Origin of the sequence: Vibrio sp. SCSIO 43135 (assembly GCF_023716665.1) — a bacterium.
Classification (GTDB): domain Bacteria; phylum Pseudomonadota; class Gammaproteobacteria; order Enterobacterales; family Vibrionaceae; genus Vibrio; species Vibrio paucivorans.
This window is the reverse complement of the sequence record NZ_CP071859.1, coordinates 2,233,892-2,258,212: the sequence shown is the minus strand read 5'-3', so window position 1 is coordinate 2,258,212 and position 24,321 is coordinate 2,233,892. Positions and strand designations below refer to the sequence as shown.

Genomic DNA, 24,321 nt, shown 5'->3' with positions numbered 1-24,321 from the left:
CCTATGTTAGCAGGAGAGTTAGGCTTAGTAGCCCTGATTGCGGTTGTCGTATTGAGCACCATGGCAAGTGCTCAATACGTTTTACCACGTTGGGCATCTGAACGCTTTGTTCAAACAGGCAAAGATGGTCAATCTAGTGCGAATAGCAAACACTACTTGCTGCCTGTTACTCGAGTGAATGGTTTACTCTCATTGCTGAGTTTAGGTTTACTCGCGACCGCCTTCCTGACCGACCAATTCCAATTGCAGTATGTGGCTGAGCACTCTAATTCGAAGCTACCGGTATTTTTTAAATTTGCCGCGGTATGGGGGGGGCATCAAGGCTCCATGCTGTTTTGGGTTATGACTCTATCTGGATGGGCGGCACTGTATTCATTGAGTCGACGTTGCCCATCACAATATAAAGCAGATGTTTTGTGGGTGATGAACTTACTGGTCGCTGCTTTTGCTTGGTTTACATTGCTGGCGTCTAATCCATTTGAGTTTAGCCCTCAGTTTATGGCAGAAGGGCGTGATTTGAATCCAATGTTGCAGGACGTTGGCCTTATCTTCCATCCCCCTTTGCTTTATTTAGGCTATATCGGTTACTCCATGGTGTTTGCGTTCGCTTGTGCGGCACTGATGCAGGAAAAAGTCACTCTCGATTGGTTACCACTTTGCCGTCAGTGGGCATTGGTGGCGTGGGTCTTTCTTACTGGCGGAATCGTACTAGGCTCTTGGTGGGCATACTATGAACTAGGCTGGGGGGGCTGGTGGTTCTGGGACCCGGTAGAAAATGCCTCGTTATTGCCATGGTTAACTGGTACAGCGTTACTTCATGCATTGCTCGCTGCGCAGCGGCAAAAAATGTTGCTGAATTGGGTAATGATCCTTGCTTTTATCACATTCAGTCTAAGCATTTTGGGCACCTTTATCGTGCGTTCTGGGGTGCTGACGTCTGTCCACGCGTTTGCCGTCGATCCGGGCAAAGGTATTTCACTACTGTTGATTCTAGTGGTGATGTTGATTAGCTCATTTGGCTTATTGATTTTTAGGGGAGATAAACTCACCTCCGAGCCGCTGGTGTCAGTATTCAGTCGCAGTTATCTCGTGTTAGTCGCAATCGGACTGCTTTTGATTGCAACGTTTACGGTGTTTCTCGGCACATTTTATCCCATGGTTTATGAGCTTCTTGGCTTGGGAAGTATCTCGGTTGGGGCACCTTATTTCAATACACTTATCACTCCGTTGTCATTATTGGCTTTAGTTGGAATGGGAGCTGGAAGCTTAGTTAAGTGGCGCAAAGGAGGCTATTGTCGCTGGCAGCAAGTCGTTTGGTTAGGGTTAGTCGCAATTGTCTCTGGGTTATTGGGGTACTTATTTCAGCTCAAGGTGTTCAACTTAGAGATGACTCCAGCTTCCGTCGAGCGAGTTGAACAGTTTGATGCACTGGTTTGTGCGGTGTGGATATTGGCATGCGGGGTGGTGGTCACTCATCTTTGGGCTGGGTTTAAGGCCAACGACGGAAAAAAACTGATTGGAGTGACTTTAGCACATGTGGGAGTAGCAGTTGCCTGTGTTGGTGCTGCGATGAACGCGGAACATTCTTACGAAGTAAACCGAAAGCTTGCTCCTAATAAGACCTTTGAGTTCGTCGACTGGCAGGTGCACTATCAAGAAACCCAATGGCGGATTGGCCCTAACTATACCGCTGAAAGGGCGTCGATTCATTTTGAGCAGCAGGGCAGTGAGAGCTTTTCGCTTTTTCCTGAGAGGCGTCATTATCCAGTTAGGGTGATGAACATGAGTGAACCCGCGATTAAGATTTTCTGGCATGGAGATTACTACGTTACCCTAGGTGAAAAAGTGGACAGCCAATCCTATGCAGTGAAGGTTCAGTACAAAGCTGCAATTCGCTGGGTTTGGTTTGGCGCTTTATTAGGTATGCTCGGGGGAGTGTCGGTTGTTATACTGCGGCTAAAACAAGAGAGTGGTGTATATGAGCAAGTCGAAAGCACGTAGCTTTTGGGTATTGGTCGCAGTGACACTTAGCTTCGCTGCGATAGTCATGGTTGGACTTGTTTCTCAGCAGCAAACTAAAGTCCATGCGAGTACGGTCGCGAGTTTTCCAAGTTTTACGTCAACGAGTTTGTTAAACAGCAACCGTACTTTAGATGAAAGCGCGGTCGTTGGTCATGGCTATCAATTGGTTAATGTGTGGGCATCGTGGTGCGGCATATGTAAGAGTGAGCACCAGTACTTACTCGACTTACAAGCTCAAGGGGTTCCTATTGTCGGTTTGAACTACCGCGACTCAGAGCATGCGGCAAATCGTTACTTAACTCAGGCGGAGAACCCATTCCGAGAAGTTATTTTCGATCCCAAAGGGCTATTAGCAATAGACTTGGGAGTGGTTGGTACACCAGAGACCTATCTGGTCGATAATGAAGGAAATATCGTGTTAAAGCATAGCGGACGGCTGACTGACAAAGTTTGGCAGCGATATTTTTCCTCTTACTTTGTCACGCTATAAAATGGCTAGGAACTGTTATGATCCAATCGGTTAAATTACTGTGCGTTATAGTGGCGATGATGGTGTCATGTACGGTGGTTGCCAGTGAGCCGGACTTGTTCGCGCCAGCGAGCAAAGAAGTGACTCAACAAGTGGAGCTATTCGAGTTTGATACGCCGCAATTACAAAAACGAGCGATTGAGCTAGCTAAAACTCTACGTTGCCCGCAGTGTCAAAACCAGAATTTAGTTGAATCAAATTCACCGATTGCGAAAGATCTGCGTTTGATTGTATTTAACAAAGTGAATGAGGGTGAAACGGATCAACAAGTCATTGACTATATGACAGCGAGGTACGGCGAGTTTGTCCTGTATAAACCGACTTTCTCTGCGCAAAATGCTCTGTTATGGGGGCTACCTATGCTTGCTTTGTTGGCTTTCTTTTTCCTTTCTTGGCGTAAGATCAACTCGCGACATGCCTAGGCACATGTATTACCTCGTTTGCGAACCATGCAATTCTCGCTGAATAAGCTTCTGAGGTTATTTGGGTATACATCGCTAATTTGATTGCGTTACAGTGTCGACAAGATATTGAATCAAAATAGTGAGCAACTGTGCGGTACGCCATCGAACAATACGATAAACACGGTTTTCTGAAAGCGCCTAAATGGTTGTGGTTAGGTTGGATTTTTTTAGCCAAAGCTTGGGTTGTGTTCGTTGTTGCAGGGGCCAGCCGAGACAGTGGCTCTAAAATCCTTTCTATTGTTTATCCTGATCATACTATGCTGTATTTGGGCCTTGCGATGGGCTTACCAAGTATGGTGCTAATGTGGCTTTTCAGTTTGAGAAATCCGGATCGAGCGTGGCTCAATAGAGTTGTGAGTTGGGGCGGGGGGATAACTTTAGCCACCTCAATCGCACAGTTGATACAAACTTTGTATCATATCTATTTAGATAACGGTGCTTTCAGCTGGGCTAATGGTGCTACCATGTTATTGCTAATGTGGTTTGTGCTCTACTTGACGAAAAGTCGTAGTGTAAGTGACTGCTTACAAACGCCTCCAGACGTTTAAAGAAAAGTTGTCGCCGGGCATGCCCTAATGATCGCAATCAATATCCACCAATAAAAAAGTATTACACTGAGCAAAAATAAAAGTGAGGAATCATCCTATGTCTCAACCTCAGAGCGCTGTCCTGCCTGAAGCAGGTCCGTTTGCCCAATATACATTGCTTAAAGTGAGCCAAAATGCGCCACAGGTACTTGAACAGCTTCAATTATTGCCTGCTTTGGTCGAAGAGCTAAACCAAACCCAGCCGGGTGCTGAGCTTACGTTATCGGTCGCATTTACTAAAGCATTCTGGCAGCAGCTTGATGCGGCTATGCCTAGTGAGCTGATTGATTTCCCTGTATTGGGAGAAGGTGAGGTTGTAGCGCCAAGTAGCGATGTCGATGTACTGATTCACTGTCACTCTAACCGACATGACTTGCACTTCTACGTACTGCGTAAGTTCTTCGCACAAGTCGCGGAAGACGTAGCCGTCGTGGATGAGACATACGGCTACCGTTATTTAGATTCTCGTGACATGACTGATTTTGTCGATGGTACAGAAAACCCGAAAGATGCTCAGCGTCGTGAAGTGGCTCTTGTCGCAGACGGAGAGTTTGCTGGTGGCAGTTATGTCATGGTTCAGCGCTTTATCCATAACTTACCTTCTTGGAATCGTTTGAATGTTTCCGCTCAAGAGAAAGTGATTGGCCGTACCAAGCCAGATTCTATTGAATTGGAAAATGTACCAGCAGCTTCGCATGTTGGGAGAGTTGATATAAAAGAAGAAGGGAAAGGACTTAAAATTGTCCGCCATAGCTTGCCATACGGCAGTGTAAGTGGTGAACATGGCTTATTGTTCATTGCTTACTGCAATACTTTGCACAATTTCAAAGTGATGCTCGAAAGCATGTACGGCGTAACCGATGGTAAAACTGATCAGCTTTTACGTTTCACTAAAGCGGTAACAGGGGCCTATTTCTTTGCTCCGTCTGCTGACATGCTTGCGCAGCTTAAACTGAAGTAACCCTTTATCTCTATTAAATAAAAACCGAGCTCAATGAGCTCGGTTTTTTTGTTAAAGAAACTGAACAGGCGACCGATATAAACTTGAACAGCTAACTTTCGGAGTAAGTAAGTCACTATGGCTATTACGGTTAATACTAATGTTTCCGCACTGACAGCGCAGCGCCACTTGGGCAATGCGACTGAAATGCTGAACCAATCTTTGGAGCGCCTTGCTTCAGGGAGCCGTATTAATAGCGCTAAAGATGACGCTGCGGGATTGCAAATATCTAATCGACTAGAGTCGCAAATGCGTGGTTTAGATGTCGCGGTTCGAAATGCGAACGATGGCATATCAATCATGCAGACCGCTGAAGGTGCAATGCAAGAAAGTACCAACTTGTTGCAACGCATGCGCGACCTGTCGTTACAATCGGCGAATGGCTCCAATAGTAAAGCGGAAAGAATCGCATTACAGGAAGAAATGGCGGCTTTGAACGATGAATTGAATAGGATTGCTGAAACTACATCTTTTGGTGGTCGCAAGCTACTCAACGGGACGTTTGGTCAGTCGTCGTTTCAAATCGGTGCGAGCTCTGGTGAAGCTGTCTCGGTGACGCTGAAAAGCATGCGTTCTGATGGTATAGATATGGGCGGTTTTTCCTATATCGCAGCCGCTAAAGCGGATTCAAGTTGGCAAGTGGGCCAAGGCAATCAGCAATTGAATATGCAATATGTCGATTCCAATGGCCAACAACAAACGATTAATATAGAAGCGAAAGTTGGTGATGATATCGAGCAACTTGCCACTTATATTAATGGCCAAACGGATAAAGTGTCAGCGTCGGTTAATGAAGACGGTCAGCTGCAGATATTCATGGCAGGCAAAGAAACATCGGGTACGATCTCATTCTCCGGTAGTCTCGCTAATGAACTACAAATGGTGACTGCGGGCTACGAAGCTGTGGATGATTTAGATATTACCAGCGTGGGCGGTGCGCAGCGATCTGTAGCAGTTTTAGATGCCGCTATGCAATATGTTGATAGTCATCGCGCTGATCTGGGGGCGCTGCAAAATCGATTTGATCATGCCATCAACAACCTTGATAACGTGCATGAAAATTTAGCTGCTTCCAACAGTCGCATTAAAGATACCGACTATGCGAAAGAAACCACTCAGATGGTAAAACAGCAGATCTTGCAACAAGTTAGCACTTCTATTCTTGCTCAAGCGAAGCAGCAGCCAAATCTGGCACTGACACTTCTCGCCTAATTTATCTAGAACCATATGCAACCTGGCTTTTAGCGGGTTACCCATTCGACCGCGATTTTAAAATCTTTAGCAAAAAAATACATTTATTGCGGCTTTTGCGTGCTTTAGAATGTTTTTTAATCGAAATGCATTTTTTTAATAAAAAACTTAAAAAAAAGCTCAAGGTTTTGAAAATCGAGCCGTTAATAAAAGTACTTAAAGAGAACAACTTGGTTTTCCGAGACGTCGGAAACCGGATACATCGGAAAATCAATTGGAGTAACAATTATGGCAATTAATGTAAATACTAACGTATCAGCGATGACAGCACAGCGTTACCTAAACAGCGCAAACAATGCACAGCAAACATCAATGGAACGTCTATCTTCAGGTTTTAAAATCAACAGTGCGAAAGATGATGCTGCTGGTCTTCAAATCTCGAACCGATTACAGGCTCAAAGCCGTGGTCTAGATGTAGCTGTACGTAACGCTAACGATGGTATTTCAATTGCGCAAACGGCTGAAGGTGCGATGAATGAAACCACTAACATCCTTCAACGTATGCGTGACTTGTCTCTACAATCTGCTAATGGTTCGAACTCCAAATCAGAGCGTGTTGCTATACAAGAAGAAGTAACAGCGTTAAACAACGAGCTAAACCGTATCGCTGAAACAACGTCTTTTGGTGGTAATAAACTGCTTAACGGTACTTTCGGTACTAAATCAATGCAGATTGGTGCAGATAACGGTGAAGCTGTCATGCTCACGCTGAGCAGTATGCGTAGCGACGATGCACAAATGGGTGGTCAGAGTTACCAGGCGGCAAACGCGAAAGATAAAGATTGGGGTGTGTCTGCAACGGCTAAAGATTTAACTATCTCCCTAACGACAACAGATGGTGAAGCGAAAACAATCAATATTAACGCGAAAGAAGGCGACGATATTGAGCAACTTGCAACCTACATCAACGGTCAAACCGATTTGGTTAAGACTTCTGTCAATGAAGATGGCCAACTGCAAGTTTTTGCCGGTTCGAATAAAGTTGATGGCGCAGTATCATTCGGTGGTGGTCTAGCAGGCGAGTTAGGTATGGGACCTGCAAAGAATGTGACTGTTGACACGATTGATGTAACCAGTGTGGGCGGTGCTCAAGAGTCTGTGGCAATCATCGACAACGCTCTAAAATCTGTTGATAGTCACCGTGCTGAACTAGGTGCGTTCCAGAACCGATTCGAGCACGCAATTAGCAACTTAGACAACATCAATGAAAACGTGAATGCGTCTAAGAGCCGAATTAAAGATACCGACTTTGCGAAAGAAACAACTGCATTGACCAAGTCTCAAATTCTATCTCAAGCATCGAGTTCTATTCTTGCTCAAGCTAAGCAAGCACCAAACTCAGCGCTTAGCCTACTAGGCTAATTTCTACAAGCTAAATAAAAAATCCGGCTTTGGCTGGATTTTTTATTGCGCAGGATAAATCGCCGATGCGTTAAATATTTGTTTGATTTAAAAGGATTTTTGTTAATTGCCGAACCGGCTGGACTACAGGCTTCGGAAAATTAATTAAAAAAAAATCATTTTTTTCCTAAAGCTTATTTTCTACTCGCCGTTAAAGGACTGAGAGAAATGAGATGTGCTTATGTGAGGTGAGAGACACGGCGGCACATCAACCCAATGCCTAAGGAGATCAAATATGGCAATTAACGTAAACACGAACGTGTCGGCGATGACCGCACAGCGTTACCTAAACAGTGCCGCTGATGGTGCTCAAAAGTCGATGGAACGCCTATCATCGGGTTACAAAATTAACAGTGCCCGTGATGATGCGGCAGGTCTACAAATTTCTAACCGTTTGACATCTCAAAGCCGTGGTTTAGACGTGGCAGTGAGAAACGCAAACGATGGTATCTCGATCGCGCAAACTGCTGAAGGTGCGATGGACGAGACAACCAATATCCTCCAACGTATGCGAGATCTATCGCTACAATCCTCAAATGGTTCAAACTCGCGTTCTGAACGTGTTGCGATTCAAGAAGAAGTATCGGCTCTAAACGATGAGCTAAACCGTATTGCAGAAACTACCTCGTTCGGTGGTAATAAACTCCTTAATGGTCAGTTTGGTGACCAGTCATTCCAAATTGGTGCGGGCTCTGGTGAGGCAGTAATGCTGACTATGGGAAATATGCGCTCGGACACGGAAGCTATGGGTGGTAAAGCGTATGTTGCTCAACAAGGCAAAAGCGCTGACTGGGCTGTTACTACAGCAACCGATTTGACTCTGAACTATACTGATAAGCATGGAGAAGCAAAAGCGTTAACCATTAATGCTAAGGCTGGCGATGATATCGAACAGCTTGCGACTTACATCAATGGTCAAAGTGAAGATGTGAAAGCATCTGTTGGTGAAGAAGGTAAGCTTCAGTTATTCGCTTCAACTCAAAAAGTTGATGGCGAAGTGACTATTGGTGGCGGGCTTGGTGGCGAAATTGGTTTCGGTGCGGCTCAGGATATCACTGTTGCAGATGTTGATGTTTCAACGGTTGCAGGTTCGCAAATGGCGGTTTCTGTCATTGATGGTGCTTTGAAGTCGGTTGATAGCCAACGTGCATCTCTAGGTGCTTTCCAAAACCGTTTTGGTCATGCGATCAATAACCTAGAGAACATCAACGAGAACGTAAATGCATCACGTAGCCGTATCGAAGATACTGACTACGCGAAAGAAACGACGCAGATGACGAAGTCTCAGATCTTGCAACAAGCGAGTACTTCTATCTTGGCGCAAGCGAAGCAATCACCGTCAGCGGCTCTTAGCCTATTAGGTTAATCGATAAGTTTCGTCAGGAGCTTATTGGGCAGTGTAATCAATAGATTACCGACCTATAAGGTGGAAGGGAGATTGTTATGGATATACCGTCCAATACATCGAACATCCAGCTTTATGGCTCACAAGGTGGCATTAAACTTGCTTCAGAATACAACGGTGCACCTAGCGTTGCCTCCCAGAAAGGGAGTAGCAAAGCGGCCGAAGTAAATCAGAAGTCCGTTCAATCCGCAGAATTAGCCGCTGAAATGCTGGCACAGCGAGAGAAGCTTAATCGAGCTGAACGGGAAAAGGTTGTTGAACAAATGAATGAATTTGTTTCTTCCTTAAACACTGGTTTATCTTTTCGGGTTGATGAACAGTCCGGAAGAGATGTGGTGACAATCTATGAGGCTAGTACTGGCGATATTATTCGTCAGATACCAGACGAGGAGATGCTGGAGGTGTTCAGGCGCCTTAGAGATCAAGCAGCCCGTTATTCAACGGGGTTGTTGATAGATAAGGTTTAATCGTGTTGTTTGAGGTGGTTTAATGAGTTTAGGCCCTATGGGGATGAATACTGGCGGCATGGATATTAATTCCATGGTCAGCAAAATTGTGAATGCGGAGCGGCTTCCAAAGCAGCAACGTATTGACAATGAGCGGACGGACAACCAAGCCAGTATTAGCGCATATGGTCGGCTCAAAGAGTCGCTGGATACGATGAAAGATCTAATGGCGAGTTTTCGTCAGGAGAAGGCATTTGCTGCGAGAAAAGTCGACACTACCAATGAAGACGTCGTGTCAGCAACTGCAACCACTGCTGCAATCGCTGGTAGATATTCTATCGATGTGATGCAGCTTGCTCAGAGTCATAAAGTTGCTTCGGATGTTCTGTCTGAAGACGACAAATTTGGCCCGGGCAAGCTGCAAATCGGTTTAGATAAAGATAACTTCACCATTGACGTCCAGCCAGATTCAAAGTTAGTCGATATTGTTCGTGCTATTAACGGGGACAAAAGCAATCCGGGAGTGCGAGCGTCGGTTATTAATGATGTGGCCGGTCCACGTTTGATTCTCGCATCGAACATGTCGGGCGAGAAAAACAACATTAAAATTTCTGTGGAATCAGAAATTGGTAATCCGCTTAAGAAGCTGGAATACAAAACCCTAGAAGAAAGGGTTAAAGATTTAGAAAAGGCGCGCGCTGCTGCCCAACAATTGATCAATCCATTAACTGATGTCGAAAAACAATTGGCTCAGAAAGTCGCGGATAAAATCAGTAATGCAGCGAAGCAAGTCGACCAAGAACTTGTTGAAGAAGCTGAGAGTGCAGCTACTTCTGTCGATCCAAATGCCCAAAGTGCCGGTGGAGATATGTCGCCGGCAGCAGTCGCGGCGGCTGCAGAAGCCAACAAGTATCAAAGACCTCAAGATCGCATTCCTGGTTGGACCGAAACGGCATCGGGAACGCTGATAGACTCATACTACGAACCTCCTGAAGAGCTGGACGCGAAGTCCAAAGAGAAAGCGCCAGATGTTCCGGGATGGAGTAACACCGCCTCTGGTACATTAACCGATTCCTATGTCACGCCAAAAGAAGCGCAAGCAGCGCTTGAGAGTAAGCTTGCTGCTGAGCAAGCAGCGATCGACAAAGCAGTAGCTAGCGGTGAAATCACGCCAGAACAAGCGAAACAGATGGAGCGTGCAAAGCTGACTCCAGAAGAGCGCGCTTATTTGGAACGCGTTGATAAGGCGAATGCGGATCTATTGGCTGCGCAACAAGCATTCGATACTTATTACGGCATGACACAAGTTCAAGCTGCGCAGGACTCGAAGGTTTTGCTCGATGGCGTTGCTCATTTATCGAGTCATAACAACATTATTGAAGACGCGATTGAAGGCGTCGATTTGACGCTTAAAGGCAAAACAGAAAACAACAGGCCGCCTGCTGAAATCGATATTGAATACGATAGGCAAGGGGTGCGCGAAGACATTGAACAGTTTGTCGCAGCATACAATCAGTTCTACCAAACCTCTAAAGAACTTGCGGGTGTCAATCCACAAACAGGCCAAGCGGGCCCATTGGCAGGGGACAGTATTGTCCGCAGTGCCGACTCACGCTTAAAAGCGGTATTTTCCTCTCGCATCGAAGCAGCGCCGGAAGATCTAAAGTCTCTGACGGAGTTTGGTATTACCACTACACGGCAAGGTACGTTAGAAATTAACTATAACTTGCTGGATCGCCAGTTGAACAATAACTTTAATAAGTTAGAAGACTTTTTTGGTGGTAATCAGGGTTTTGCTAAAAAGGTGGAAGATGCCATCCAAAGCATGACAGGCGTAACAGGGTCTATCCGAACCCGAGAGCAAAGTTTAGTAGAAAGAAACTATCGTCTTGAAGATGACCAAGCGGCATTGGATCGCCGCATGGAAGGATTAGAGAAGCGAACCCATGCCAAATTTACTGCAATGCAAGACGCGACAAGCAAAATGCAGGGTCAATTGGCCGGAATGATGAATGCGTTAGGCTAATGCTGTGATAGAACTTCAAACCATACGTGATCTGGATCACCAAATACGTCAAATTCTTACTTTGGGTGACATTAATCCTGAAGAAATAACTAAGTTGGTCGATAACAGGGAACAGATATTGCAGAATGTCTTAGACTATATAAAAGTAAATCCAGAATTTGCTAAGTCGGAAGATTGGCTTTCATTAATGGAAGAAACAAAACAGCTTGTTGGGCAGCTGCAATCTGAAACGAATCAGATTGGTACGGAGTTGATTAAGTTCCGTCGCGGAAATAAGTCTGTGCAGCAGTACAAAAAGTTTTTATAGAAGAGGAAAGTTATGCGTGGTTCTTTGCAGGCATACAAGAAGGTTTCAGTAGACAGTCAATTGAGTGCGGCGTCTCCACACAAGATTGTGCAAATGCTGATGGCTGGTGCGATAGAACGCCTGATCCAAGGTAAGGCTGCGATGCAGCAAGGTAACATTCCCGTTAAAGGTGAGCGTCTCGGAAAGGCGTTAGATATCATCATTAGCTTAAGAAGCTGCTTGTCTATGGAAGACGGTGGTGATGTTGCTAAGAACTTGGACCAGTTATATGAGTTCATGATTACGCAAATTTCAAATGCGAATCACCTGAACGATCCTCAGCCAATTGATGATGTTATCGACATTATTCGCGAAATTAAGTCAGCGTGGGACCAAATTCCGGCTGAATATCACAATTTAACTGCAAGCGATGTCGGTTTGTAACGGTTAGGAAACTTTCCACGAACATCACATCTGGCAATTGCTTGGTTGCCTTATTTTTTTTATCAAATAAAATAGAAGCCACTTACGCTAGTAAAGTGGCTTTTTTGTTGCTGATTTATATAAATTGTCTATCGTTAAAGTAGCCAATCTCAAAATTTCGGGCTTCTGAATTTATATTTCACTCTGCTGCAAACTTTTTCAATTGAAGGCAAACATTTTCACCTATGCAAGGTTTAGCAAAAATACTTGTGATTGAGGACGACGCTCAAGTACGTGTCAATCTGAGTAATATTTTAGAATTCGTTGGGGAACAATGTGAAGTAGTCACTTCCGAGCAAATAGAAGACCTAGATTGGTCTACGCTTTGGGCAGGGTGTATTATCGGCTCCTTGCAAAGCAAATCCCTGACTCCAGAGCTGAGTCAAAAGCTTGCCAACTCAAATCATATCCCACTTCTTATTGCGGGTAAGCATTCTTACCATGTTGAAGACTACCCTCAGTACGTTGGGGAACTAGAATTCCCGCTTAACTATCCCCAGTTAAGTGAAGCATTACGACACTGTAAAGACTTTTTAGGTCGCAAAGGCGTTCAGGTTGTTCCAAGTTCACGTAAAAATACATTGTTCCGTAGCCTTGTAGGCCAGAGCTTAGGCATTCAAGAAGTTCGCCACCTGATTGAACAAGTGTCGGGTACAGAGGCGAATGTACTTATTCTCGGTGAGTCGGGAACAGGCAAGGAAGTTGTAGCACGCAATATACATTATCATTCAGCACGTCGTAGCGGCCCATTTGTACCGATAAACTGTGGTGCAATACCGCCAGACTTGCTTGAAAGTGAGTTGTTCGGCCATGAGAAGGGCGCGTTTACTGGTGCAATTACCTCTCGTAAGGGGCGTTTTGAACTCGCAGAAGGCGGCACGCTTTTCCTAGATGAGATTGGTGATATGCCAATGCCGATGCAAGTTAAGCTGTTACGCGTACTACAAGAGCGCAGTTTCGAGCGTGTTGGCGGTAATACCACTATTCGTGTCAATGTTCGTGTGATTGCTGCAACTCATCGTAATTTGGAAGATATGATAGATGCAGGCTCTTTCCGTGAGGACCTGTTCTACCGACTAAATGTTTTCCCGATCGAGATGCCAGCGCTTAAAGAGCGTAAAGAAGACATTCCTTTATTGCTTCAAGAGCTTATGACGCGCATGGAAGCTGAAGGCGGGCAACCAATCTGTTTCACGCCACGTTCTATCAATTCTTTGATGGAGCACGATTGGCCAGGGAACGTGCGAGAGTTAGCCAACCTAGTTGAACGTATGATCATCCTGTATCCAAATAGCTTGGTTGATGTAAACCATCTTCCAACGAAGTATCGCTACAGTGATATTCCAGAGTTCCAACCTGAACCTAGCAGCTTTAGCTCTGTAGAGGAGCAAGAGCGTGACGTCTTAGCGGACATCTTCTCAGAAAATTTCAATTTTGAAGAAACAGAAGTCTTCAACGACAGCATGGAAGCCCCTCAGTCTCTACCACCTGAAGGGGTGAATTTGAAAGAATTGCTGGCCGATTTAGAAGTCAATATGATCAGCCAAGCTTTGGAAGCTCAAGATGGTGTTGTGGCACGCGCAGCCGATATGCTAGGAATGAGACGCACAACTTTGGTTGAAAAAATGCGTAAATATAACCTTCAACGCTGACAAAAAAACTGCGTCAATTAGTTGTCATGGTGATAACTTGTTGAAAATAAAGAATAAAAGGCTGGCATGCATTTCGCATGTTAGCCTTTTGTAGTTTTATTGGCAGAAATACGACATGCAAGCAGTTGACCCAGCAGAAAATCAGTCTCATTTAGACACATTGGAAGACCAAGTAGAGCGCTATAAACAAGTGCTCGATGTTATGCCCGCAGGCGTAATTCTGTTGGATACACAAGGTGTTGTGCGCGAAGCCAACCCAGAAGCAATGAAGTTGTTAGACGTCCCTTTGCTTGGGGAGAAGTGGTTTTCAATTATTCAGACTGCTTTTGCACCACGAGAAGATGATGGCCATGAAATTTCCTTGCGAAATGGTCGTAAGGTGCGTTTGGCGATTTCAGCATCCAACACGGGTCAATTGATTCTTATCACCGATCTTACTGAAACACGCTTGCTCCAATCTCGAGTGAGTGATTTACAGCGTCTTTCATCGCTCGGCCGTATGGTCGCTTCACTGGCTCACCAGGTCAGAACACCTCTTTCTAGTGCGATGCTTTATGCGTCGAACTTGGCTGCGCCTAACTTACCACCGGCGACCAAAGATCGTTTCCAATCGAAACTGATGGATAGGCTTCACGACCTAGAGAAGCAGGTCAACGACATGCTGCTGTTTGCTAAAGGCGGCGATAACAAGGTAGTTAAGCCTTTCACCATTTCTGACTTAGTTGCGGAATTTGCCCCTATGGTGGAAACGTCGTTAAAAAATAATCACATCGATTACTGCCAAGAAGTTGAACAAGAACAGACGTCCTTACTAGGTAACGCAAATGCGATCGCGTCTGCGTTAAGTAATCTGGTTATGAACGCGATACAAATCGCCGGTAAAAACTCACAGATCGATGTGTTTTTCAGACCAGTAAACAATGAATTAAAAATCTCAGTTCAAGACAGTGGTCCTGGTGTGCCAGCTGAATTACAGAGCAAAATTATGGAACCATTTTTTACAACGCGCTCCCAAGGTACAGGTCTTGGCTTGGCGGTTGTGCAAATGGTTTGCCGGGCACATGATGGCAGGCTTGAATTGATTTCAGAACAGGGTGATGGCGCATGTTTCACCATGTGTATCCCACTTCAGTGCGAAGCTGCTGATCCCCTAGAAGTAATGATGGAGAGTGACAATGGCTCAAAGTAAAGTCTTAATCGTAGAAGACGACGAAGGTCTACGCGAAGCGTTGGTCGATACCCTAGCTTTAGCGGGATACGAATGGTTAGAAGCTGACAGTGCTGAAGATGCGTTAGTGAAGTTGAAGTCAAACGCTATCGACATTGTTGTTTCGGATGTTCAAATGGCTGGTATGGGTGGTTTAGCGCTGCTTCGTAACATTAAACAGCATTGGCCAAATCTGCCCGTTTTATTGATGACAGCATATGCCAATATTGAAGATGCGGTATCTGCTATGAAAGATGGCGCGATCGACTATATGGCGAAACCATTCGCCCCAGAAGTTCTGCTCAATATGGTTAGTCGTTACGCGCCAATCAAATCAGACGACAATGGTGATGCGGTTGTCGCTGATGATAAAAGCCTAAAGTTGTTAGCGTTGGCAGACAAAGTTGCAAAAACCGATGCGAATGTGATGGTGCTTGGCCCAAGTGGTTCGGGTAAAGAAGTGATGTCGCGATACATCCACAATGCGTCGAATCGTAAAGATGGCCCTTTCGTAGCGATCAACTGTGCGGCAATTCCTGACAACATGCTCGAAGCAACCTTGTTTGGCTACGAAAAAGGTGCCTTCACTGGTGCCGTTCAGGCGTGTCCGGGTAAGTTTGAGCAAGCGCAAGGTGGTACTATTTTACTTGATGAAATCAGTGAAATGGATTTGAACCTTCAAGCTAAGCTGCTTCGCGTTTTACAAGAAAGAGAAGTAGAGCGTTTAGGCAGCCGTAAAAGCATTAAACTGGACGTTCGCGTGCTAGCGACCAGTAACCGTGACCTGAAACTATACGTTCAAGAAGGTAACTTCCGTGAAGATTTGTACTACCGCCTGAATGTGTTCCCAATTGCGTGGCCAGCTTTGAGTGACCGCCGTGGAGATATTGAACCTTTAGCTAAACACTTAATCGAGCGTCACTGTAAAAAGTTAGGACTACCCGTTCCAGAAATTGACAGCAATGCAATGGGTAAACTGCTGATGTACCCGTGGCCAGGCAACGTGCGTGAATTGGACAACGTGGTTCAGCGTGCGCTTATCCTGAGTGAGAACGGAAATATTTCTGGCGACCATATTCTTTTGGAAGGTGTCGATTGGCAAGATGCAGGCAGCTTACAGCAAGTCGTAGAAACAGGCGTTGCGACGCCGGCGATCAAGCCTATTGCTGAAGTGACGGAAAATCGTTCCCTATCGCAGGGTTCTGCAAGCCTGGGTGGGGAGCTTCGGGATCAGGAATACACTATCATTCTTGACACATTGGCAGAGTGTAATGGCCGCCGTAAAGAAATGGCAGAAAAGCTTGGAATTAGCCCGAGAACATTGCGTTATAAGTTAGCTAAAATGCGCGATGCTGGTATTGATATACCGGGTTAATTGAACGAATTCATGCGTCAAATTTGTGATGGCATACATATTGCTGAACTAACTAAAGAACTAATGCAAAAGTCAAAGAATTGGCAGCCGAGGGAACAATGAGAATCGACGGTCTAAACAGCGAAATGCAAGCAATGAGGCTTGAAGCGACCAACACGACACCTGCGCCGACTGGGCAAAAAGTAGGTGCCGACTTTGGTGATATGCTGACCAAAGCGATTAATAACGTAAATGGATTACAGAAAACCTCAGGCGACTTGCAAATGCGTTTTGACCGTGGTGACGAAAATGTGTCTCTTTCGGACGTAATGATCGCTCGTAACAAATCCAGTGTCGCATTTGATGCAACTATCCAAGTTCGTAATAAGTTGGTTGAAGCTTATAAAGAACTAATGAACATGCCGGTTTAATGATTAGGTAGTAACAGTGGCAGACCAGAATCAAACAACAGATCTCGCACTATCCGACTCCGCTGACAGCCATGCGATGGTTGCCAGCTCGGATCTGGATGTTGAGCAGCAAAACCCTGATTTAAATGAAAAAGACTCATCGAAGTTTGATTTTGCGATGGGGGATTTGGATCTGCTACGCCAAGTCGTACTTGTACTATCGATTTCGATTTGTGTGGCGCTTATCGTCATGTTGTTCTTCTGGGTGAAAGAGCCAGAGATGCGCCCTTTGGGTGCGTATGAAACCGATGAGTTGATTCCTGTCCTTGACTACCTCGACCAGAAAAAACTGTCCTACAAGCTTGAAGGCAATACGATTTTAGTACCGGCTACCGAATACAGTGGCCTGAAACTTGATTTGGCCCGTGCAGGTTTAAATAACCAAACTGAAGCTGGTGATGAAATCTTGCTTCAAGATATGGGGTTCGGTGTATCACAGCGTCTTGAATTAGAACGATTAAAGCTGAGCCGAGAACGCCAACTGTCTAAAGCGATTGAGGAAATGAAACAAGTACGACGTGCTCGCGTTTTACTTGCTTTACCAAAACAAAGCGTGTTCGTTCGTCATAACCAAGAAGCTTCAGCTTCAGTCTTTTTGACTCTAGGTACTGGCTCTGTACTAAAGCAGGGTGAAGTCGATTCTGTGGTAGATATGGTTGCGAGTGCAGTTCCTGGAATGAAACCAACCAGAGTGACGGTCACCGACCAACATGGTCGTCTTCTTAGCTCTGGTTCTCAAGATCCTGCCTCATCTGCTCGCCGTAAAGAACACGAGTTAGAGCGCAAACAGGAACAAGCGCTACGTGACAAGATTGACTCAGTTCTTATTCCAATCTTAGGCTTTGGTAATTATACCGCTCAAGTGGATATTGAACTGGACTTCAGCGCGATCGAGCAAACACGCAAACAGTTTGATCCTAATACTCCATCAACGCGAAGTGAGTACACCTTAGAAGATTACAACAACGGGAATGTTGTTGCTGGTGTGCCAGGCGCTCTGAGTAACCAACCACCGGCAGATGCTTCTATTCCGCAAGACGTAGCGCAAATGAAAGATGGTTCGATGCTGGGGCAAGGCTCGGTTCATAAAGAAGCGACGCGGAACTTTGAGTTAGACACTACTATTAGCCATGAGCGTCGCCAGACCGGTGTCGTGAATCGTCAGACAGTTGCGGTCGCGATAAAAAATCGCGCATCGGTGGATCCGAATACCGGTGAAACAACCTACACGCCTCTTTCAGATGCCGAGCTCAATTCTATACGCCAAGTTTTAATTGGAGCGGTAGGGTTTAGCGAGAATCGTGGTGATTTACTGAATGTTCTGAGCATGCAGTTTGCTGAGCCTGAAATTGAAAGCATTGCAGACGTGCCGATTTGGGAACATCCAAACTTCAACGACTGGGTTCGTTGGTTCGCCAGTGCGTTGGTCATTATTGTTGTGGTTCTAGTGCTGGTTCGTCCTGCAATGAAAAAACTGCTTAACCCTGCTGCTGAAGAAGACGATCAAACATACGGTCCAGATGGCTTGCCAATCGGTATGGATGGTGAAACCAGCCTAATCGGCGGTGATATAGAAGGTGGAGAGCTGTTTGAATTTGGCTCTAGCATTGACCTACCAAACTTACATAAAGATGAAGACGTGTTGAAAGCTGTGCGTGCTTTAGTGGCGAATGAACCTGAGCTAGCAGCTCAAGTAGTGAAGAATTGGATGCAAGATGCCTAACGAAATTGTACCTCAAGAAAATGGCAACGGCGAAGACGAGAACGCCGTCGACATCTCGACGATTAGCGGTGACGAAAAGGCCGCGATTCTGCTGTTAAGCCTCAATGAAGATGACGCTGCGGGTATTATTCGCCATTTAGAACCGAAGCAGGTTCAGCGTGTTGGTAGCGCGATGGCAAGGGCTGCGGATCTGAGTCAAGAAAAGGTGGGAGCAGTACACCGCGCCTTTTTAGAAGATATTCAAAAATACACCAACATTGGTATGGGCAGCGAAGACTTCATGCGTAACGCCCTCGTTGCGGCATTAGGTGAAGATAAAGCCAATAACTTAGTAGACCAAATCCTTCTAGGTACGGGCTCGAAAGGCCTAGACTCGTTGAAGTGGATGGACCCTCGTCAAGTGGCTTCTATCATCATCAACGAGCACCCTCAGATTCAAACCATCGTTCTTTCTTACTTAGAGGCGGATCAGTCAGCGGAAATCTTATCTCAGTTTGCCGAGCGTGACCGATTGGATCTTATGATGCGTATTGCGAACCTTGAAGAAGTCCAACCTTCTGCACTAGCCGAATTGAACGAGATCATGGAGAAACAGTTTGCGGGCCAAGCGGGCGCGCAAGCGGCCAAGATCGGTGGCCTGAAAGCTGCCGCAGAGATCATGAACTACATGGACAACAATGTCGAAGGTATTCTCATGGATCAGATTCGCGACCAAGACGAAGATATGGCGACGCAAATCCAAGACCTTATGTTTGTATTCGAGAATCTTATCGAAGTGGACGACCAAGGTATTCAGAAGTTGCTGCGTGATGTACCACAAGATGTATTGCAGAAGTCGCTTAAAGGTGCTGACGATGCACTGCGCGATAAGATCTTCAAGAACATGTCTAAACGTGCAGCTGAGATGATGCGTGATGACCTTGAAGCAATGCCGCCGGTTAAAGTTTCTGATGTCGAGACTGCTCAGAAAGAAATTCTGGCCATTGCGCGCCGAATGGCCGACAACGGTGAGATCATGTTGTCTGGCGGCGCAGACGAGTTCCTATAATTTTTCTTTAAGCGACTGCTTCATTAAAGCGAGTCGAGACTACACAGTCAGGTGAAACCGAGCATGTCAGGTGAAAGGAAACGAGGCTTTTTGCGCCTCGATAATGATGAATCAGTCGAGCAGCCTAAGAAATGGGGCCTACCTGACTACGGCTCTGAAGTTAATAAACAGGCGAAGGATACTGCGCTTAACTATGACCCAAGCTGGGTACCTAACTTTGATGAGCCTGCCGAAGAAGAGCCACTTCAACTCACAGAAGAAGAAATTGAGCTGATCAAGCAAGGCGCTTATCAAGATGGTCTAATGCAAGGCCAAGAGGCTGGCTTTAAACAAGGCTATGACAAAGGCAAAGAGCAGGGCCTAGAAGCAGGGCACCAAGAAGGGCTAGAACAAGGTAAGTTACAAGGTGTTGCCGAGGGACAAGAGTTTATTCAGCAGCAAGTTCACACCTTTGTAGGGCTTGCCAATCAGTTTGCTCAGCCGTTAGAGCTGATGAATGCTCAAGTTGAAAAACAATTAGTCGACATGGTGCTCACGCTAGTGAAGGAAGTTGTTCATGTTGAAGCTCAAACCAATCCACAGGTAATCCTCGATACCATTAAGCAATCGGTAGAAGCATTGCCAATTTCTGGTCACGCGATTACGTTGAAACTCCACCCTGAAGACGTCGATATTATCCGCTCTGCTTACGGTGAAAATGAACTCGATTTTCGCAATTGGACGCTGGTTGCAGAGCCAGCGCTTAACCGTGGAGATGTGCAAATAGAAGCGGGTGAATCGAGTGTGAATTATCGAATGGAAGAGCGTATTCGGAACGTTTTGCAAAGCTTTTGTGGTTCTAATCGCCACAATGGTGGTGAGTAATGTTAGCCCTCGCAGAACGCTTAAGCCAATATCAAACCCAAGGTTTGACTTGTCGCCCCGTGGCTTCAGGCAAGCTTGTTCGAGTGGTTGGTTTAACATTAGAAGCGACAGGCTGTCGCGCTCCGATCGGGAGCCTGTGTACGGTTGAAACCATGAATGGTTCTATGGAGGCCGAAGTTGTCGGCTTCTCGGGTGATAACCTCTATCTTATGCCGAGTGAGCAAATCACCGGGGTATTACCGGGTGCAAAAGTAACGCCTTTAACCAGTGAAGCGGGTTTACCTGTTGGGATGGAGTTACTTGGCCGAGTCATCGATGGCGTTGGTAATCCATTGGATGGCTTAGGGCCGATTTATTCCGATCAAAGAGCCGCCTTTAATGCTGAACCTATTAATCCTCTGGCAAGAAAACCAATCACTGAACCTCTCGATGTGGGCTTGAAGGCTATCAATGGCCTACTTACTGTCGGCAAAGGGCAGCGTATTGGCCTGTTTGCAGGTTCGGGGGTGGGTAAGTCGGTCACTTTAGGGATGATGACGCGAGGAACTACCGCTCAAGTCGTTGTTGTTGGTTTGATTGGTGAGCGTGGCCGAGAAGTAAAAGAATTCATTGAAGAAATTCTTGGTGTTGATGGACGTCAGCGCTCCGTTGTTGTCGCTGCACCAGCCGATTCGTCACCATTAATGCGGCTGAAAGGGTGCCAAACCGCTCTGACTATTGCAGAGTATTTTCGCGATCAAGGGTTGGATGTTCTTTTGCTTATGGACTCATTGACTCGTTTTGCTCAGGCGCAACGTGAGATTGCTTTGTCGGTAGGCGAACCACCAGCTACGAAAGGTTATCCGCCTTCTGTGTTCGCTAAGCTGCCCGCTCTGGTCGAACGCGCTGGTAATGGCGGGGATGAACAAGGCTCAATTACAGCCTTTTTTACCGTACTTACAGAAGGTGACGACCTCCAAGACCCTATTGCCGATGCTTCTCGTGCGATTCTTGATGGGCACATTGTACTATCACGTGAAATGGCCGATGCCGGTCATTATCCAGCGATAGATGTTGAGAAGTCGGTGAGTCGTGTTATGCCGCAAATCACAACCGAAGAACATGTCCTAATGTCTAAAGCGGTTAGACAGGTGCTTTCTATTTGTCGTAAGAACCAAGACCTTGTTTCTATTGGCGCGTATAAACCAGGCACCGATCCTGCGATAGACAGTGCGTTTACTCTCAAGCCGAAGCTGGACGAGTATTTGCAACAAGGTATGACACAAAGTGTGCCTTACGATATGTGTATTGGCATGCTTAAAAATGTGCTGCAAGCATAACGCTTACGGTAAGTTCAAACGTCATTGTTACTGTTAACGGAAGAGTTCATACATAAGCGATGGAAAATGCACTAGATTTCCTACTTGACCAATCCAAAGAGCGCGAAGAACAAGCGGTACTTGCGTTGAATACTGCGCGCGTCGAACTCGAAAACTATTATGACCAACTTTCTCAAATTGAGCAGTATCGCCTCGATTACTGTCAGCAATTGATCGATCGCGGTAAGTCCGGTTTAACGGCAAGCGAATATAGCCACCTGAACCGATTCTTGACCCAGTTAGACGAAACGCTTGCTAAGCAAAAGCAGGCAGAGAACCACTTTAAGTCACAGGTTGAAAACTGCCAGCAACACTGGATGGAAGTAAGAAAGCAGCGTCGTTCGTATGAATGGATGCTAGAGAAAAAGCAAACAGAACGCCAAAAGCAACTGGCTCGGAAGGAGCAACAGCAACTTGATGAGTTTTCTACGCTTCAATTTAGCCGCAATAGAGCGAATCGCGACTCTTTTTAATTCGGCTTAGAGCAATTTACCGCGAGTCGGTTAAATTGTTTGCGTGTTATGTCCGGTTGGCGTGTTTTTTGCAATTGTAGTCCAAGGTATTTTCTCACTGCTGCTGGTTTCCCCCGTTTTATGCAGCACTTGGTACGTCTACAAGAGTAACGTCTGTATGAATATAAATTTATCCTCAGTTTTTGGCTCTTCCAAATCAGAAACCCCGTCAAGTGAGGGGGCGACTGCCAGTTCCGAATCTAAAGACTCAGAAGGCTTTCTATCCAAGCTTACTTCTCTTATCAGTGGTGAAGGGGAGCAAGGTTCTGACGAAAAAGGAAAAGTTGAAGAAAGCGCTAAGTCGTCTTCAACAGAAAAATCGTTATCGACTGACGGTGAATCTTCAAGTAGCGAAGAGGCTAAAGCGGAGATTAAGAAAAGCAGTGAAAGCACTGATGAGGTGTTGAAGCAGGCAGATGCTTCCGATGATGAAGAGAAAAGCGTCTCAAGTGCTGAAAAAAGTAAAGAAAGCAACGAGCTAGGTGACACTAAGGAAACCAAAACGTCACAAGTAAGCAGTGCAGAAAAAAATACCCAATCAGATAGCGATACAGTTAAATTGTCGGAAGCAGAATCGGTTGATACAGGCAAGCAAACCCAGCAAAAAGTGAGTGCTGAAGAGTCAGAAAAAGCGCAAGCAACCAAAGCGAAACAAGAAACCGATGAGATGCTTGGTCGAATAAATGAATCGAACAATGCTTTACAATCAAAAGACGGCAAACCTTTGCCTCAACAAGAGGGTGAAAAGGTTATCAGTGATGGCGAGCCGAAAGATCCTAAGGTGGCTGCTGCAGCTGTTGCAGCAAAATCTCAAGCAGGCTCAAATGATTCCGTTGTCGGCGATGGTAAGGTCGCTCAGCAATCACCTAATGAGTTTGCTGCGAGTTCAGAACAGCCCGCCAACGCTCAACAGTCGGACAATATTCCAGAGTCGGCAAAGCGATTTATTCAGCAAGACCCATCGACTCATCAGGTAAAAGGTGCTAACCCTCAAGCAGACGCTGAAGCAAATCAAAATGCGGGAATAAAAGTGGCTACGGCCGCAGCCGTTGTAGGCCAAAAGCCAGAAGAAGGGGCTTTGACTAAAGCACCCCAAGGGGAAGCTTCGATTGTTAGCTCTGGGGTTGAGGAATTAACTCCGGGTGAGGAAGGTAGCGTGAAAGCGGCTGCTGCCCTGGGGGTTGGTGCGGCGGCGCAGGGTGATGTGAAGTCTGCTCAGTCAGTACAAGTTACTGGTAGCCCTCAGGTGAGTTCTGCTGGCGCGTCGGGAGTTACAAGTGGTGGTGTGGGCAGCGCAGGCTCCGGGGCGGCAGTTGCAGCAGGAGCAATAGCTTGGAATTCAACCGAACAAGCCGACCCAAGTGCAGCACAAGCTCAAGATGCTCAAGGCAACAAAGCGAAACAGGCAGCAGTTGCAGCATCAGTCCATCAAGCTCTCCAGCAGCAGGGGGCACAACAAACGGCCACTGCTATCAATGTTGACAAGGCGGCAATGACTCAAATGGCGTCATCCATGCCTTCGGACTTATCTCAAGCGCAGATGCAGCAGCTGGTAGCAGCGAATATGGCTCCCCAAGTACCACAGCAGCAGCTTAATAACCAGGCGGCATTGAAAGCAGCATTAGGTGCTAAGGGTGTGAGTAGCTTAGCAAAAGGCCAAGACAAGCAAGACGTCACCGGCGCTCAGCAATTTGCTGGTGCGGCAGGGGCGCAACAAGGTCCAAATAGTCTACAAGCTCGCGTGGAAAGTGCTGCGCAAGCTCAAACACCGATGATGCTGACTAAAGAGACGGCAGGAGACCAGGTTGCGGAACGTGTACAAATGATGATGTCGAAAAACTTGAAAAACATCGACATTCGTCTCGATCCGCCAGAACTGGGACGTATGCAAATTAGAATGAATATGAATGGCGATGGTACAGCCGTACATTTCACCGTTGCTAACCAACAGGCGCGAGATGTTATTGAACAGTCTATGCCAAGGTTAAGAGAGATGTTGGCACAGCAAGGTGTACAGTTAAATGACACTTCTGTTCAGCAGCAAAGTGCGGGCCAGCAACAGGGGCGTTATAGCGCACAAAATGGCAATAATGCTCAAGGAAGCGGCAATGAAGCCGCTGGAATGGAAGAAAACCTTGATACAGACGTCAATCTTGATTTGAATGTCGCAACAAAGCGTGATGGAATTAGTTATTACGCATAAACTATATAAAAACTACATGTTTAGAGAAAG

General features: G+C 46.0%; 22 protein-coding genes. All 22 read left to right on the top strand.

Annotated elements, in window-relative coordinates; genetic code table 11:
• Window positions 1-3 precede the first annotated feature (3 nt).
• Window positions 4-2,001 (top strand): heme lyase CcmF/NrfE family subunit, encoded by a 1,998-nt coding sequence (locus J4N42_RS10000; RefSeq protein WP_252027732.1) that lies wholly within the window; start codon window positions 4-6, stop codon window positions 1,999-2,001.
• On the top strand, window positions 1,979-2,512 hold the full coding sequence (locus J4N42_RS09995; protein ID WP_252027731.1) for a DsbE family thiol:disulfide interchange protein: 534 nt from the start codon (window positions 1,979-1,981) through the stop codon (window positions 2,510-2,512). Before J4N42_RS10000 ends, J4N42_RS09995 begins: the two co-directional genes overlap by 23 nt.
• A gap of 17 nt (window positions 2,513-2,529) precedes the next feature.
• On the top strand, window positions 2,530-2,973 hold the full coding sequence (gene nrfF / locus J4N42_RS09990; RefSeq protein WP_252027730.1) for a heme lyase NrfEFG subunit NrfF: 444 nt from the start codon (window positions 2,530-2,532) through the stop codon (window positions 2,971-2,973).
• Between the two features lie 131 nt (window positions 2,974-3,104).
• On the top strand, window positions 3,105-3,563 hold the full coding sequence (locus J4N42_RS09985) for a DUF2919 domain-containing protein (protein WP_252027729.1): 459 nt from the start codon (window positions 3,105-3,107) through the stop codon (window positions 3,561-3,563).
• A 97-nt stretch (window positions 3,564-3,660) separates the two neighbouring features.
• A complete protein-coding gene (locus J4N42_RS09980; protein WP_252027728.1) occupies window positions 3,661-4,563 on the top strand; it encodes a Dyp-type peroxidase in 903 nt (300 codons plus the stop codon).
• Window positions 4,564-4,680: 117 nt separating this feature from the next.
• Window positions 4,681-5,814, top strand: a complete 1,134-nt coding sequence (locus J4N42_RS09975; RefSeq protein WP_252027727.1) for a flagellin — start codon at window positions 4,681-4,683, stop codon at window positions 5,812-5,814.
• 267 nt (window positions 5,815-6,081) lie between these two features.
• On the top strand, window positions 6,082-7,215 hold the full coding sequence (locus tag J4N42_RS09970) for a flagellin (RefSeq protein WP_252027726.1): 1,134 nt from the start codon (window positions 6,082-6,084) through the stop codon (window positions 7,213-7,215).
• Window positions 7,216-7,489: 274 nt separating this feature from the next.
• Window positions 7,490-8,620: a flagellin gene (locus tag J4N42_RS09965; protein ID WP_252027725.1), complete on the top strand. Its 1,131-nt coding sequence runs from the start codon at window positions 7,490-7,492 to the stop codon at window positions 8,618-8,620.
• A gap of 77 nt (window positions 8,621-8,697) precedes the next feature.
• Window positions 8,698-9,126 (top strand): flagellar protein FlaG, encoded by a 429-nt coding sequence (gene flaG / locus J4N42_RS09960; protein WP_252027724.1) that lies wholly within the window; start codon window positions 8,698-8,700, stop codon window positions 9,124-9,126.
• A gap of 22 nt (window positions 9,127-9,148) precedes the next feature.
• Complete coding sequence (gene fliD, locus J4N42_RS09955) at window positions 9,149-11,131, top strand: flagellar filament capping protein FliD (RefSeq protein ID WP_252027723.1); 1,983 nt, start codon at window positions 9,149-9,151, stop codon at window positions 11,129-11,131.
• Between the two features lie 4 nt (window positions 11,132-11,135).
• On the top strand, window positions 11,136-11,438 hold the full coding sequence (gene fliT, locus J4N42_RS09950; RefSeq protein WP_252027722.1) for a flagellar protein FliT: 303 nt from the start codon (window positions 11,136-11,138) through the stop codon (window positions 11,436-11,438).
• 12 nt (window positions 11,439-11,450) lie between these two features.
• Window positions 11,451-11,861 (top strand): flagellar export chaperone FliS, encoded by a 411-nt coding sequence (fliS, locus tag J4N42_RS09945; protein WP_252027721.1) that lies wholly within the window; start codon window positions 11,451-11,453, stop codon window positions 11,859-11,861.
• A gap of 224 nt (window positions 11,862-12,085) precedes the next feature.
• The gene (locus J4N42_RS09940) at window positions 12,086-13,552 is read left to right on the top strand and encodes a sigma-54 dependent transcriptional regulator (protein WP_252027720.1); all 1,467 of its coding nucleotides are present in this window, start codon (window positions 12,086-12,088) and stop codon (window positions 13,550-13,552) included.
• 115 nt (window positions 13,553-13,667) lie between these two features.
• The gene (locus tag J4N42_RS09935; RefSeq protein WP_252027719.1) at window positions 13,668-14,741 is read left to right on the top strand and encodes a sensor histidine kinase; all 1,074 of its coding nucleotides are present in this window, start codon (window positions 13,668-13,670) and stop codon (window positions 14,739-14,741) included.
• Entirely contained in the window at window positions 14,728-16,134 is a 1,407-nt protein-coding gene (locus J4N42_RS09930) for a sigma-54-dependent transcriptional regulator (RefSeq protein ID WP_252027718.1), read from the top strand. Before J4N42_RS09935 ends, J4N42_RS09930 begins: the two co-directional genes overlap by 14 nt.
• Before the next feature lie 98 nt (window positions 16,135-16,232).
• Entirely contained in the window at window positions 16,233-16,544 is a 312-nt protein-coding gene (gene fliE, locus J4N42_RS09925; protein WP_252027717.1) for a flagellar hook-basal body complex protein FliE, read from the top strand.
• Window positions 16,545-16,560: 16 nt separating this feature from the next.
• Window positions 16,561-18,306 (top strand): flagellar basal-body MS-ring/collar protein FliF, encoded by a 1,746-nt coding sequence (gene fliF / locus J4N42_RS09920; protein ID WP_252027716.1) that lies wholly within the window; start codon window positions 16,561-16,563, stop codon window positions 18,304-18,306.
• Entirely contained in the window at window positions 18,299-19,354 is a 1,056-nt protein-coding gene (fliG, locus tag J4N42_RS09915) for a flagellar motor switch protein FliG (RefSeq protein WP_252027715.1), read from the top strand. Before fliF ends, fliG begins: the two co-directional genes overlap by 8 nt.
• 63 nt (window positions 19,355-19,417) lie before the next feature.
• A complete protein-coding gene (gene fliH, locus J4N42_RS09910) occupies window positions 19,418-20,218 on the top strand; it encodes a flagellar assembly protein FliH (protein ID WP_252027714.1) in 801 nt (266 codons plus the stop codon).
• Window positions 20,218-21,537 (top strand): flagellar protein export ATPase FliI, encoded by a 1,320-nt coding sequence (fliI, locus tag J4N42_RS09905; RefSeq protein ID WP_252027713.1) that lies wholly within the window; start codon window positions 20,218-20,220, stop codon window positions 21,535-21,537. The genes fliH and fliI overlap by 1 nt, the downstream gene beginning before the upstream one ends.
• 59 nt (window positions 21,538-21,596) lie before the next feature.
• Window positions 21,597-22,049 carry a flagellar export protein FliJ gene (fliJ, locus tag J4N42_RS09900; protein ID WP_252027712.1) on the top strand — a complete coding sequence of 151 codons (453 nt, stop codon included), beginning with the start codon at window positions 21,597-21,599 and terminating at the stop codon, window positions 22,047-22,049.
• Between the two features lie 157 nt (window positions 22,050-22,206).
• Window positions 22,207-24,291 (top strand): flagellar hook-length control protein FliK, encoded by a 2,085-nt coding sequence (locus tag J4N42_RS09895; RefSeq protein WP_252027711.1) that lies wholly within the window; start codon window positions 22,207-22,209, stop codon window positions 24,289-24,291.
• Window positions 24,292-24,321: the final 30 nt, after the last annotated feature.

Bases quoted from the DNA above. Each gene is read 5' to 3' on its own strand.
- fliE (WP_252027717.1), top strand. From the start codon at position 16,233: ATGAGAATCGACGGTCTAAACAGCGAAATGCAAGCAATGAGGCTTGAA.
- fliH (WP_252027714.1), top strand. From the start codon at position 19,418: ATGTCAGGTGAAAGGAAACGAGGCTTTTTGCGCCTCGATAATGATGAA.
- fliD (WP_252027723.1), top strand. From the start codon at position 9,149: ATGAGTTTAGGCCCTATGGGGATGAATACTGGCGGCATGGATATTAAT.
- J4N42_RS09930 (WP_252027718.1), top strand. From the start codon at position 14,728: ATGGCTCAAAGTAAAGTCTTAATCGTAGAAGACGACGAAGGTCTACGC.
- fliI (WP_252027713.1), top strand. From the start codon at position 20,218: ATGTTAGCCCTCGCAGAACGCTTAAGCCAATATCAAACCCAAGGTTTG.
- J4N42_RS09935 (WP_252027719.1), top strand. From the start codon at position 13,668: ATGCAAGCAGTTGACCCAGCAGAAAATCAGTCTCATTTAGACACATTG.
- fliG (WP_252027715.1), top strand. From the start codon at position 18,299: ATGCCTAACGAAATTGTACCTCAAGAAAATGGCAACGGCGAAGACGAG.
- J4N42_RS09995 (WP_252027731.1), top strand. From the start codon at position 1,979: ATGAGCAAGTCGAAAGCACGTAGCTTTTGGGTATTGGTCGCAGTGACA.
- J4N42_RS10000 (WP_252027732.1), top strand. From the start codon at position 4: ATGTTAGCAGGAGAGTTAGGCTTAGTAGCCCTGATTGCGGTTGTCGTA.
- fliJ (WP_252027712.1), top strand. From the start codon at position 21,597: ATGGAAAATGCACTAGATTTCCTACTTGACCAATCCAAAGAGCGCGAA.
- J4N42_RS09895 (WP_252027711.1), top strand. From the start codon at position 22,207: ATGAATATAAATTTATCCTCAGTTTTTGGCTCTTCCAAATCAGAAACC.
- J4N42_RS09975 (WP_252027727.1), top strand. From the start codon at position 4,681: ATGGCTATTACGGTTAATACTAATGTTTCCGCACTGACAGCGCAGCGC.
- J4N42_RS09970 (WP_252027726.1), top strand. From the start codon at position 6,082: ATGGCAATTAATGTAAATACTAACGTATCAGCGATGACAGCACAGCGT.
- J4N42_RS09940 (WP_252027720.1), top strand. From the start codon at position 12,086: ATGCAAGGTTTAGCAAAAATACTTGTGATTGAGGACGACGCTCAAGTA.
- J4N42_RS09965 (WP_252027725.1), top strand. From the start codon at position 7,490: ATGGCAATTAACGTAAACACGAACGTGTCGGCGATGACCGCACAGCGT.
- fliS (WP_252027721.1), top strand. From the start codon at position 11,451: ATGCGTGGTTCTTTGCAGGCATACAAGAAGGTTTCAGTAGACAGTCAA.
- flaG (WP_252027724.1), top strand. From the start codon at position 8,698: ATGGATATACCGTCCAATACATCGAACATCCAGCTTTATGGCTCACAA.
- J4N42_RS09980 (WP_252027728.1), top strand. From the start codon at position 3,661: ATGTCTCAACCTCAGAGCGCTGTCCTGCCTGAAGCAGGTCCGTTTGCC.
- nrfF (WP_252027730.1), top strand. From the start codon at position 2,530: ATGATCCAATCGGTTAAATTACTGTGCGTTATAGTGGCGATGATGGTG.